Annotated in this window: 6 protein-coding genes; 3 read left to right on the top strand and 3 right to left on the bottom strand. The window is 30.8% G+C overall.

Features of this window, described 5'->3' with window-relative positions; all coding sequences use genetic code 11:
* Nucleotides 1–94: 94 nt before the first annotated feature.
* Complete coding sequence (locus tag F7018_RS07860; RefSeq protein ID WP_150899495.1) at nucleotides 95–1318, top strand: MalY/PatB family protein; 1224 nt, start codon at nucleotides 95–97, stop codon at nucleotides 1316–1318.
* 76 nt (nucleotides 1319–1394) lie between these two features.
* Here the strand turns inward: F7018_RS07860 and F7018_RS07855 are convergent, their stop codons facing one another.
* From F7018_RS07855 to F7018_RS07845, 3 genes are read right to left on the bottom strand one after another with little or no spacing between them, the layout of a single operon-like run.
* The gene (locus tag F7018_RS07855) at nucleotides 1395–4064 is read right to left on the bottom strand and encodes a TonB-dependent receptor (protein ID WP_150899494.1); all 2670 of its coding nucleotides are present in this window, start codon (nucleotides 4062–4064) and stop codon (nucleotides 1395–1397) included.
* A gap of 19 nt (nucleotides 4065–4083) precedes the next feature.
* Complete coding sequence (locus F7018_RS07850; RefSeq protein WP_150899493.1) at nucleotides 4084–4989, bottom strand: FecR family protein; 906 nt, start codon at nucleotides 4987–4989, stop codon at nucleotides 4084–4086.
* A gap of 53 nt (nucleotides 4990–5042) precedes the next feature.
* Nucleotides 5043–5564, bottom strand: a complete 522-nt coding sequence (locus tag F7018_RS07845; RefSeq protein WP_150899492.1) for an RNA polymerase sigma factor — start codon at nucleotides 5562–5564, stop codon at nucleotides 5043–5045.
* Nucleotides 5565–5682: 118 nt separating this feature from the next.
* On the opposite strand from F7018_RS07845, the gene F7018_RS07840 reads away from it, so the two are divergent.
* Together F7018_RS07840 and F7018_RS07835 are read left to right on the top strand one after the other, a co-directional pair.
* Nucleotides 5683–7530, top strand: a complete 1848-nt coding sequence (locus tag F7018_RS07840) for a tetratricopeptide repeat protein (RefSeq protein ID WP_150899491.1) — start codon at nucleotides 5683–5685, stop codon at nucleotides 7528–7530.
* Between the two features lie 978 nt (nucleotides 7531–8508).
* Nucleotides 8509–13989, top strand: a 5481-nt coding sequence (locus F7018_RS07835) for a choice-of-anchor tandem repeat GloVer-containing protein (protein ID WP_175578688.1), incomplete at its 3' end; no start/stop codon positions are given.

Here is a 13989-nt window from a genome sequence, read left to right as displayed (position 1 = left end):
ATATTTTTAAGAACTTAATAGTATAAATATTAACTCTAATTAAACGCATCATTTTTGATTAATACGTTTAGCAAAGTATAAAAAATAAAAATGAATGAATCAATTTGATACAGTACACACAGTAGAAAATAACTTTGCAAAGAGTAATTCAAGTTATTTAAAAGCAATGTTTGGAGCAACAGGTGTTATGCCTTTATGGATAGCAGATATGGATTTTGAAGTAGCAAAACCCATCCAAGAAGCTTTGAAAAAATTAATGAATAGAAATGTATATGCATACGAATTCAATACAGGAGAAGTTTTTAAAGCTATTTCAGATTGGAATCTTAAACGCAATAACCTGAAGTTACATCCAAAATCATTTGTACAAGTTTCTGGTGTACTAACGGGAATTGGAGTTCTAATTAGAGAATTATCTGAAAAGGGCGATAGTATTATGGTTCAAACACCTGTATACCATCAATTTTTTAAGCTAATAGAATCGGCAGCTAGAAAAGTAATTCAGAACAAATTAAAACTTGTAAACGGGCGTTATGAAATGGATTTTGAAGACCTTGAACGCAAGTTTAAAACGCTAAATGTAAAATCATTTATACTTTGTAATCCGCATAATCCAGTGGGAAGAGTATGGACTAAGGAAGAATTACAAAATTTGGTAAACCTTGCAAATGAACATAATGTAACTATTATTAGTGATGAAATCCATTCAGATATTGTGTATTCAAATTCCCAGTTTAATAGTATTGCATCTGTAGAAAAGAGTGAAAAACATATCGCAGTTATAGGATCTCCAGCCAAAACATTTGGAATGCAAAGTATTTCTAATGGTTATTTATATATTCCTAATGAGAATTTTAAAGAACAGGTAAAAGCAAGTGTAGCATCGTTGTATTTAGATCATGGAAATATCCTCTCAGCACACGCTACTATTGCAGCTTATAAAGAAGGAGAGGAGTGGTTAAATGATTTATTAGTTTATTTAGAGAAAACATTAAATTGGGTAGAAAGTTATATTCAAAAAGAATTGCCTGAAGTTACTCTATACAAACCAGAAGGAACTTATCAAATTTGGTTAGATTTTAGCAAGTTGAAGTTGTCAGATAAAGCATTGAAACATTTAGTTGTAAATCAAGCAAAACTAGCTTTAACTCCAGGTGATTGGTTTGAAAAAGGACATACACAATTTATGAGAATGAATATAGCTTCGCCATTTTCAACAATTCAAAAGGCATTTCAACAATTAAAAAGTGCTATTGACAATAGAGTAGATGCTTCTTTTAAAGAAACTACAGCATCAGATAATTGCTGCTCTTGTTAAAGAAACAAAACTTTTAGAAAATAAAAAAGCTTAGAATTCTATTCTAAGCTTTTGTGTTTGTATATAGTCGTAAAAATTAAAAGTAAATTCTAAAAACGGCATTAGGAGTAAAACCTAAAGAGAATCGTTGAATAACTTGTTCTAAAATAACCTCTAATTCCTCTGGAGTACTACCTGTAGTTCCTTCAACAGCAATACCACCATCGTCTAAAGGTTTACGTTCAGCTTTGTAAATTAGGTTTAAAGGCTTAACTCTATTGTATATATTTAAGAAGGAAATACCTAATTGAGCTTTTAATTTCTTATTTCTAGTATTGATACTAAAATCATGTAAAATTGAAGCATCTAAACGATGAAAATCAGGCAAGCGCTCACTATTTATAGCACCAAAATTAACAACACCAGCAGGTTCACCATCGGCATCTATTTTTATAACATAGCTGTTTACAGGTGTAATAGGTTTTCCTGATCTAAACTGCCATCCAAGAGAAAACTGCCAGTTTTTAAGCTGTAGGGTATTAGAGATTCTAAAATGATGTGTTATGTCGTTATTTCCAGGGAAATTATCAGAAGTATCTTTTAGGTTAGGAAACTTAAAAGTAATATCATTAAAAGTATAACCAGCCCATATTTTATAATGATCCCACTTATATTTTAAAAGAAGATCTAAACCTTTAATATTACTTTCACCTTTTTCAAGATTTTCTAACGGATTACTAAATCCACTAGTAAACGTAGTTAAACCATCTAGTTCTTTATAATAAGTATCAATATCGATGTTTAAATTCTTATGATGATATAATAATCCACCCGATATTTGATTACTACTTAATAAAGGAAACTGCTCCCCGTCAGATAATCGCCATAATTCATTTTCTAAACGAAGTTCTGTATGGTTAAACTCAACCAATTGAGAAATAGGCTGATTTCTTTTTTCTAGAGCGGTTTTAAATCGTAAACTACTAGTTATAGGATATTCTAAATTAATCCGTGGTTCGACTAAGAATTTATTTAAAGAACTGTAGTGTACAAATCTAAGTCCACCATTTACAAATCCTTTATTTTTAAAACTAAAAGTATATTCTCCAAATAAAGCATTTTTTAAGTTGGTATCGTCTTGTATTGATTGTTCTAATTTATTTTCTACAGGATTTTCCTTGCTTATCAATACATTTAGATCAGTATAAGAGAGTTGATAACCTAAAGTTAGTTGTTGAAAATCTTTTATTTGAGTTGTAGAAGTGAAGTTTAAGCCAAAATCGATGATATCATTTTTACGAATATTAATCTCAGCTAAGTCTAAAATACCGTTACCAGTTTCATCTTTGATTTCGTTATTTTGATACAATGAATTGTATTCAGAATAGTAAGCTGTAAGCTTTTCTTTTTGTTTTTCATTAGAAATATGTGTCCAATTAAAACTTAAGCCTTTATTTTGAGTTTTAAGTGAATCTATGAGCTTTTCATTACCTCCAGTAAAGTTAAAATCCAAACGATTTCTAGTATATAAACCACTTAAAGAAATAGTGTTTTTTTCATTAGGCTTATAAATTATTTTAGAATTGAAGTCGGCAAAAGAAAAATCATTTGTGCTGGTTTCAGGGCTATAGTCATCATCAGTTTCCAGAACTAAAGGAGTACCGTTTATATCTTTTACAACACCAAAATTGGTAAAGATTTTATCTTCATAACTATTGTAAGTTGGAGTTTTTACAATGTCGTTATAAGATCTTCTAGCAAAAGCATATACAGCTAACTTATCGGAAAGAGCAGTTTTTACATATCCGTTAACAGATAAGCCGTCAATTTCAAAACCTCCTTCAGTTTTTTTAGGAATATCAGTACCGCTTGAAATATCTATAATTCCAGATATTCTATCACCATAACTGGCACTTGTTCCCGATCTAAAAATGGTTGCTTTTTCGGTAGCAAAAGGATTAAAAAGTGAAAACATTCCATAGAAATACCCTGTATTGTATAACTTTATATCATCATATAAAATTAGATTTTGATCAGGAGAACCTCCTCTAATTTGTATTCCAGTAGCAGATTCATCTAAAGTAGAGATACCAGGTATTAATTGAATACTTTGTGAAATATCTGGACTTACTAATCCTGGAAGAATTCCTAACTTCTTTGAGTCTACAGAAATAGAACCGTCTTTGTTTCTATCAATACCAGAAGTAATATATCCTAAAACGACAACTTCATCAAGTTGAGAAGATTGCGGATGAAGGTGTAGTGTTTTACAATCATCATTAGTACTTAAAGTAACTTCTTTGTTTTGGTAACCTAATAAAGTAAGTGAAATTTTTTCCGAATTTTTCTGAGGGTTTTCAAAACTAAAAAAACCACTTTCATCAGTGGTAGTATATAGTTTACTGTTTATAATTACATTGGTATACGCTAAAGCTTCGTTAGTGTTAGCATCAATAACGTAACCACATATTCTTCTAGGTTTACTAATAATGATTTGCTTATTGCTAAGGACTTCAAAAAGTAAACCTGTTTGTTGTGTTAATTCAGGAAGAATATTTTTAATAGTTACTTTTTCTTTAGTAAACGTAATTTCCTTTTTATGAATTACTTCTTTAGAATATGAAAAAATGAAAGTTGTTTTAGCTTCTAAATCGGCAATAACTTGTTGAAGAGAAGTTTGTTTGTAAGAAACATCAAACTTTTCTTGAGAAAAAGTATAATTAACGAGAAATAAAAATACTATAGTTAGTATTGATTTTTTAATCATTTTAAGGGAAAAAAATTAATTATTGTAAAGATACAATTGTTTTATCTTCTGATAATGTGTAAACTATCCCCATTGGAGTAAGAGTAGTTTTTAACGCATTTTCTAAATTGTTATGAGTAAAACTTCCTGAAAAACGTTGTGTTGTATCAATTTTATCAGTTTTAAAAGAAATTTTATACATACTACTCAATTCATTTAAAACATCTTGTAAAGGACGGTCTTTAAATAGACTAATTCCTTCCATCCAGTTTGGTTTGTTAAATTGAGTTTTTAGTTCAGAAATTACTTCTTTTTCAATAATAATTTTATCGTTAGCAGTTAAAATTTTTTGATTTTCGCTGTCTTTTTGATGAAACCTAACTTTACCTTCATAACAGTTCAATTCAAAAACATGAGTTCTAGATTTTACATTGAATTTAGTTCCTAATACAGTTACATTACCATAATTGGTAATTACTTTAAAATCACTTCCTTTTTCTACTTCAAAGTATGCTTCTCCTTTTAAGTTTAATTGGCGGTTGTTGGTCCAAAAAAAGCGCTTGTATTTTAAGCTTGAGTTTGCATTTAATTGTACTTCACTACCATCAGGTAAAACAATAGCTAATTGCTCTCCAATACCTGTAACATAGTTTTTAGTAGAATTTATTAAAAAGTAACCAGAAATAAGAATAGCAATAGAGGCTGCTACAGAAAACCAAAAGCTTTTATTGAGCGTTTTTACTTTTCCTCTTTTCATTTTAGCTTTTGTACTTAACAAAGCAGCTTCTTTGTCAATTTTAGGCCCTTTAAACTGTTGAGCAAATTCATTAATACGATTAAAATCTTTGTATGCGTCAGTTTGCATGAATTCAGCAAGTTCATCTTCACTCAATTCATTTGCAGCCCAACGTGCTAAAAAAGATTTATCTGTTTCGTATTTTTTCATGTCTTTTATTTAGTGCTCTTATCTATTGTACCGTTATATATTTAATTACCCTATTAAAATTTTAAATCTTTTCCTAAAGTTTTTCTTAAATTAATAAAAGCATTACTCATTCTTCTTTCAACAGCTTTCACTGTAATATTGGTAATTTCAGCAATTTCTTTATAGGTTTTCTTTTCAATTCGACTCAATAAAAAAACTTCTCTTTCCTTATCTGATAAGTTTGAAATAGCGTTTTCCAGTTTATTTCTAAACTCTTCAGTTTCTAAAATAAAATCGGGACTTTCATGATCTTTATCGCTTTTAGGTATTGCTTCATGACGTAAAACTACTTTTTTATGAGCAAACTCATTGCGTAAAGCATTATTGCAAATGGTGTATAAAAAAGCTCTTGCTGTTTCATAAATTACTTCTGCACATTTTTTCCAAATTTTTACAAAAGCATCTTGTACAATGTCTTCTGCCTGCTGTAAATTACCACATTTGTAATAAATGTACTTTGTGGCAGTTTCGTAGTAGGTGTTAAATAAAGAATCGAAATTCTTTTCTTCACAAACAGATTTTTGTTGTTCAGACATTGACAAAATTATTGTTTGACAAATCTAAAAAAAAAATGAAAAAATGAATAGGGTTCAATAGATGATTACTGTACAATATATAGAGTATAATCCTTTTTTTTAATATATTGTAATGTATATGAGTAAGTTATCTTTTTTTGTGTTGTTGTTTAATATGGTTTTAATTGCAAGTATTCAAGGGCAAAGTAAGATTGATTCCCTGGAACAAATTGTTAAAATTACTATTAATAAAAATGAAAAGCTTGAAAGTTTAGGTAAACTAACTAGAGAGATGACTAAGAAGAACCATGAAGAATTAATTCCAAGACTTAAAGATTATATGACTTTAGCTAAGGAATTAAAAGAATATGATTTAATGGCTTCCAAATCAAGATTCTTAATTCAACAGCATTTAATTAAGGGAGAAAACAAAGAAGCAATGAGTTTAATAGACTCTATGTTGACCTACAAACCATATTTTAAAAAAGTAAACTCAGAAGCACATCTTTTGTTAAAAAGAGGAGGAGTAAATTTTTCAGAACTAAACTATAAGAAAGCCATAAAAGATTATCAAAAATCAGCAAATCTATTTTTGATATCTAAAGATTCTATTTTTGCTGCAGATGCATATTTTTTCACTGGTCAAGCATATTCTAACACAGGAAATTTTATTAAAGCAATTGACGAATTAGAAAAAGCAGTAACACTCTATGAAACATTGAAAGATCACTATTATATGTTTTTGGTGAATAAAGAGCTAGATTTAATTTATAGAAGAAACGGACTTTCTGATCTTGCAAATAAGAGGCTTTTGAAATTAGTTGATAAAAGTAAAGCATATAAATCATTTTCAAATTTGACTTTTTTTTATCTGTCTTTAGCAAATAAGAAAATAGATGATAAAAAATTAAAATTAGCTGAAGAGTATTTAGATTCAGCAAAATATTATGAAAAGTATATAAATGATATTTCGATGAAGAGTTATGATAAAATAACTATAAAAAACGTGGAATTACGTTTAAAAACAGAACAAAATGATTTAAATGCTGCTGATAAAATATATGATTCAGTTTTACAATTTGAAGAGAAGAACAAGCATGTAAAACTTATAGAGTCGTTTAAACTGTATAAAGCTAATTATTTATTAAAAAAAGGAAAAATAAAGGAAGCTTTAAGTTTATTGAAAAATGCTAAAGAATTTGCTGAAAAGAACTCCAAAAAAAATAATAATTTATTAAATGTAGAAAAATTATTAGGAACTGTGTATGAGGAATTTGGGAAAGAAAAAGAAGCATTGATACATAAAAATAATTATATAACTTTAAAAGATTCTATAAACAAATTATCGCTAACCAATGCATTGGCTTTTCATCAAACAAGATTTGAAACGGCACAAAAAGAAAAAGAGATTTTAAAACAAGAAAGTGAAATACAACAGTTAGAAGCAGAGAAAAAAATTGCAGCGGAGAAGAGAAATACATTAATAGCAATTCTGTTTTCACTAATTTTAATAGGATTTGGAATTTTGTGGAAAGGGAAACAAAAAAGAAAACAATTACAAGAAAAAATAGAAAAAAATAAAGAAGAACTCACTGAGTTTACACATCAATTACTTCAAAAACGTAAAGAACAGGATGAGTTAAAATCACAGCTAGCAGAGTTAAAAGAAAAAGTAACAGAAAAAGAAGCAGTGTCTTCTATTCAAGATTTAATAGCAACAAAAATTTTAACCAAAGAAGATTGGTATACATTCAAGAAAAAGTTTACCAGTGTATATCCTAACTTCTTCATAGATATAAAGAATAAAGGTTACAAATTAACTAAAGCAGAAGAACGATTAGTATCTCTTGAAAAACTAGGTTTAGATAATTCTGAAATAGCAAATATGTTAGGTGTTTCTTTAGACACAATTTTTATGAGTAGATATAGATTACGTAAAAAGATAACTGCTCCTAAAGAAGTTTCTATTATAGAGTATTTAAGCTAATTGGTTAGTTTTTGTATAGTAAATTGTATAGTTTGTTTTAATAGTTTAACAATGCAAACGTATATTTTTGCTGTAAACTGTGTACATTTTTAAATAGTAACTATTGTTTATTGTTTTAAATAATAGCTTTTGGTTAAATATTGATTTTCTCAAAAAAAAAATGATATACTTTCAAATATAGTTGAGTGTAAAATAAAAGTATTAATAGCTATACTTAACTATGCGCTTTTATAAAATGTAGAATGTATTTTAAAAAAGAAAACCAAAAGCAAGAAATAGTACAGAAATACTTATAATAAATCAAACCATTATATATTATTGGCTATAATTTTAAAGTGAATTATGGTTAACAATCTTGCATAATTTCCTAATAAAAAAAATATATAAATAAAAATTTATTTTTTTCATTAAGAAATTACGCTTAATTAAGTCGTCAAAAACTTGTCGTCTAGTTAATGAGCGTAAAATATTTTTTCAGAGCTAATAAGTGAATTAAAAATTTACATGATATAACAGCTAAAAAAAATACTTATTAAAAAAAGCTTGTATAGTTTTCAAAGAAAAATTTAATCAAGTTTCCTTTCTACTTTTTAGATCAATTTAATAGCAAAATATTCATTTCATAAAATGAAAATATTTGATTGCTTAAGGAAAATTAGATTTAAATACTACTCCAATAGTAAATGTTTTTGAAACCTCATTAAATAGTGTTTTTGCAGATTGTTATCATTTACGCCAAAAAATTACAACTGTAAAGAATATTTAAATTGTAGATTTTTTCACATTGCATTTAAGTACTTGTTTTTTAGTTGGTTAGATTGTTTTTTGTGTGTTTTTGTATAGGGTTTTGTATAGGTAAAAAACACTGTTTTTGATTGTTTATCGGGTAGTTTTGAACAGTAGTTAATAGGGTAATTTATAGGTTGCCTTTACAAAAAATACAATACAAATAGAAGTTATAATTTTAATGAATCCCTTATGGAACAGAATTACAAAAACCTCGTAAATAAAAGCATATATTATGTGTTGCTTTTATACTTTATGATGGTATCCTCTGTTTTTGCACAAACAGAAGTAGAACCAAATAATGAAGCAAATCAAACTGGTACACAACGCGTTTGGAATGGTCCAACTACTATTTCAGGAACAGTAACAAATACAGATCCAGATTATTGGAATGTATCTAAACTTCCTGGGTTTGATCCACAAAATATCATAGAACTTTTCATTAGTAGTGGCTATGATCCCGCTACAATTAAGGTTGAATATGAAACAAGAACTGGTGGTTATAATGGTGTTGTAAATACATCATTTCGTACGCCTTCATTACTAAGTCAAGCTACAGCTAATTTTTATAATGGAGTTGGTTATCCATCTGCTCGGGCTGGTTGGTATATAATGTCTAATGGAGGTTTGGGGTCAGCAGATAATTATATGGTGTTAAAAATTACTACTGTTTCAGTAACACCAGTAAGTTACTCTTTAACATTACAAAGCGAAGATTTTCCAACTTGTACAACTCCAGCAGATGTTACAGGCTTAAATGTTACAACTACAGGAGGAGATAGTTTGCAATTTGATGCTTTTTCAGCAGTAAACGGTATTACAGGAGGGTACGTGATAGAGATTAGCGATAGTCCAACATTTACTCCATTACCAAGTCCACAGTTTGATAAACTCACTGATACTACACCATCAACCGTTTATTCTGGATCAGGACAACAGGTTATTTATGCTTCTCCAAAACCTAATAGGTTGGCAACAGGTTTTGAAGTGCCAACAGTGCCAGGAAATCTATCTATTACTGGTTTAGCGCCTAACGTTACATATTATTTTAGAGTCACTACTGCAAATGAATGTAATGGGAATTTTAGTTTTGGTAATGGGGTTACTGTGAGTGGAGCTACATTTGCTTGTGATCCAGCTTTAATTACACCTAATCAAGTTTCGAATATTGCTACGGTAAATAATACCATAGATAGTTTCGGTATTACATCTTTTACAGCTCCAAATGGAGGTGCAAATGGATATGTAATAAAAGTGAATACAAACAATAGTTTTACTGCTCCAACAGATGCAGATTTAACAAGCGCAAGTACGACATATAACGCAGGAGTAGGAGAACAAGTAGTATATGCAGGTACTTCCATTAACCCTAACATAACTATTAATGGAACCGGAGTTACGGCTGGAGCAAACTTCTTTGTAAAAATATATGCCTACAATACTTGTTTAGGAGGAAGCTTTTTCGAAAATATAGGAACTACTAGGACACAAGCTATTTGTAATGGTGCACCAACAGTGGTGCCTTCAGCTTTATCTATAGACCAGATAAGTCATAGTTCTATGAGAGTAAACTCTACTTCAGGAGCAGGTGGAGCTATAGGACAAGTAATCTTAATAAATACTGTAGATTCTTTTACACCTCCAATACCAGGAGCATTACCTACAGCAAATACTGTATATTCAGGAACAGGACAACAAGTAATTTATAGAGGTAGCGATGTAAATCCCGCTGTAACTGTAAGTAATTTGACAAATTCTAATGGAGGTACACAATACTTTTTTAAATCGTATGCATACAATCCATGTGGAAGTAATTTTTATTTTGAAGCTACTGGGGTAAAAGCAAATGCTACAACTTGTGGTGCTGTACAAAACGTTGCAAGTAATGCTGTTTTTTTTGAAGTAGGAAATTCTTTTATGGATTTCAAATCTTTTTCACCTGCTGCAGGTGTAACAGGATATGTAGTAAAAATGAATACTGTTAATACATTTTCAGCACCAATAGATGGAAGTAATACGTTACCAGTCTCGAATACTAATTATACTGGTGGAGAACAAATAATTTATGCAGGAACATCCACAAATCCAGATATTCGTATTACTGGATTAAGTGCTGCAACTACGTATTATTTTACCATTTATTCTTATACCGATTGTAATGGCTCTTTATTTTATGAACAAACCGGATATAGTTTTTCAAGACAAAATGTGAACACACCTTCAAATTTAACATTTAATGACTTTAGTGTTACTTTTGGAGCTGCTGCATTTGATTTAAATAATCTTACATCATCACTTTCTCCTGGAGCAAGAAGCTATACTATTATACCAGGAGGTACATCTACTGGAGGAAATGCATTATCTGGAACAGGTAATAATATAATGATAGCAGGTAACGTAGGTACAGTTTTAGTACGTGTAGATCAAGAAGCTGCAGCTAATTTTAACTCAGGAACAGCGCAAGCCACAATTACAATTAATAAAGCCAATCCAACGATTACATTTAATAATCAAACAGTTCCTTTTGGAAGTAGTGCTGTTACATTAGGAGCAACATCCAATTCAACTGGAACTATTTCTTATAGTTTTGTTGGAAGTGCAAATGGTAATGTACTTTCTGGAACTAATAATGAGATTTTAACACCTGGAAATGCAGGAACGGTAACTGTACGTGCTACGGTTGCAGCTGATGCAAATTTTAATGAAGCAACTAAAGACATTTTCTTTTCTGTTTCTGCACCTTCGGAAATAATAAGTATCAATGCAAATGGAGTATATAAAGTTGTAAATGAAAGTACCATATCAACATTGGTAGATTTTACAGCAAATGCTATAGCAACTGGTTCTGATGGTAAAGGAGAATTACTCCAAGCAAGCGGTAAATTATGGGGAGTAACCAATGCAGGAGGAGCTAATGGTAAAGGAACTATTTTTAATTTAAATACTGATGGTACTGGTTTTACCAAAGTTCATGATTTCAATGCTACAACAGAAGGAAGCGATCCTTCAGGTTTTTTAACTTTTAGTAATGGTAAAATCTGGGGAGTATTGTCTACTGGAGGACCAGGGTCAGGTAGTGGGTCAGCAGGTGGAAGTATTTTTTCCATCAATACAGATGGAACCAATTTTACCGTGGTACGAGGTTTTTCTTTTACAGATTTTACACTTTCAGAGTTAGCTGCACCTATTGGAGGACTTACTGAAGCAAACGGAAAACTTTGGGGAGTAACACAATTTGGAGGACACACCTTTGCAGGAGGTGTTTATAGCATCAATTCAGATGGAACAGGGTATACAGAGGTTTACTTATTTCCAAGTAGTGGATCGCCAGGACAACCAAGGGTTAAGTTAACATTAGCAAATAACAAATTATGGGGAACAGCAAGCTCTAATGGAGGAGGAATATTTACCATAGATCCAACAACTATAACACAAGCAGGTACAGGCTATAGCTTAGTACATCGTTTTGGCTTTAGTGGAGGAGAATCATTAAGTACTTTAACAACTGTTGGAAATCAACTTTTTGGTGTTTGGAGAGAAGGAGGTGCCAATAGTGCTGGTGTTCTTTTTAGAATTAATGATAACGGAACTAATTATACTACATTGCATGATTGGCCTTTTAGTGGAGGTGCTAGATTACCTTTTTCTTCTTTAACAATTGATGGAGGAACTCTTTTTGGAAGCACGACTACCGGTGGCACAAACAATTTTGGAACAATTTATAAGATTAAAACGGATGGTACAGGTTATCAAGAGATTTTAGCAAATACTGTCACTCCAAGTGAAGGAGCTTTTATAATAGTTAAAGATCGATTGATACCAACGATTAATTTTAATAATCAAATAGTTGATCATTTGAGTGTCAGTACTTTGTCGGCTACTACAAATTCTACTAGTTCAGTAACATATGCATTAATTGGAGATACGACCGCATCTGCGTTAAATGGGAATGAGTTTACAGCAGGTAATGCAGGTACTGTAACGGTTAGAGCTTCAATCACTCAAGACGAGAATTTTGAAGCAGCAACCAAAGATGCTATAATTACGATTAATAAAACCAATCCATCATTTACGATTGCTGATATAAGTACAACATTTGGAAGCCCAGACATTACCTTGGCACCAAGTGCAACTAATTATAAAGGAGGATCGGTAACGTATCAATTTGTAGATCCAACAAATACCAATAACCTTGCAACTACAGGATTCAATACCAGTAGTACTATTTCTGGAGAAATATTAGCGTTGGGAACACTAGGAACAGAAACAATACGAGCTACATTAGCGGGGACTTCTAATTTTAATACTGCTACTTTTGATTTTCAATTGAATATAGGTAATGGAGTTGCAGATTTATCTGGATTTACTGACTTTGTAGTAACTCTTTTACAGTCAGATGTAACTTTAAGTGTTTCTTCTGCTCCTGGAGTAGCTGTTAATTATCAATTGTTAACTTCAAATACTGGAACAAGTTTAAGCGGAACAAATAATGAAGTGCTTTCTATTGGAAGTACTTCAGGAACAGAAACAATAAGAGTAACAGTATCAGAACCAAATTATGTAGCTGCTAGTAAAGATATTACCCTTACAGTGAATAAAGTTAATCCTATAATCACTTGGGGTACACCAGCTGATGTTGAAGTGGCATCAGTACTAGATGGAACCCAATTGAATGCAACAGCAGATGTACTAGGAAGCTTTAAGTATTATTTTGACGCATCTTTACTAAATGAAATTACTTCTGGAGTCTCTGCAGTAACAACTCTTGGAGCTAATACAATTTATTGTCAATTTACACCCGACAATCAAACAACTTATAATACAAGAATAGCTAATGTAACATTTAATGTAACACCAACAATACTAGAAATTACGGCAGACGATATTACAATTCAAGTAGGAGACGCGGAGCCAACTTTAACTTATAAGATTACAAAAGGACAAATTGCACCAGGAGAATTAATTTTTGTTCCATTAATAAGAGCTTCAGGTACTACTGTTGGTGATTATGCTATTACAATAGATGCTACAGCTCTTCCTAATCCTAATCCAACGGACCTTTTTGGATCTGGTTTTCCAGCATGTAGTGGAGGAACATGTGTTTATACATCGCAAGCTTTTGGAGGTGGTATTTTTAACGGACAAGGAAGAACAGGAAATTATACTATTCAATTTGTTCCAGGAAAACTTTCTATTATTAATAAAACAGCTATTACAGGAACAGATATTGCTTTTAATGCACCTACAAATTTAGAGTATGATGGGGCACCAAAAAGTTATACTGTAACTCCAAATGTAAGTTTAAGCCCAGCACTTTCAGCAGGAGATATAGATATAACATATGAAGGTCGAAATGGAACTACATATGCAAGTAGTACAACCGCACCAACAAATGCTGGAGATTATACAGTAATAGCATCTGTAAAAGGGACCAATGCAGATTATACAGGTAATGTAAGAACTGATTTTACTATTGGTAAAAAGACAATAGAAGTAACAGCAGATACTAAGTCAAAATTATATGGAGACTCGGATCCAATATTGACTTATAGAATTACAAATGGAAGTTTAGTAGGAAGCGATTCATTTACAGGGTCATTAACAAGAGTTTCAGGGGAAACTGTGGGAACTTATACTATTAACCAAGGAACATTAGCATTAAATAGTAATTAC

This window comes from Tenacibaculum aiptasiae (assembly GCF_008806755.1).
GTDB lineage: Bacteria > Bacteroidota > Bacteroidia > Flavobacteriales > Flavobacteriaceae > Polaribacter > Polaribacter aiptasiae.
This window is presented reverse-complemented; position numbering and strand designations above follow the sequence as displayed.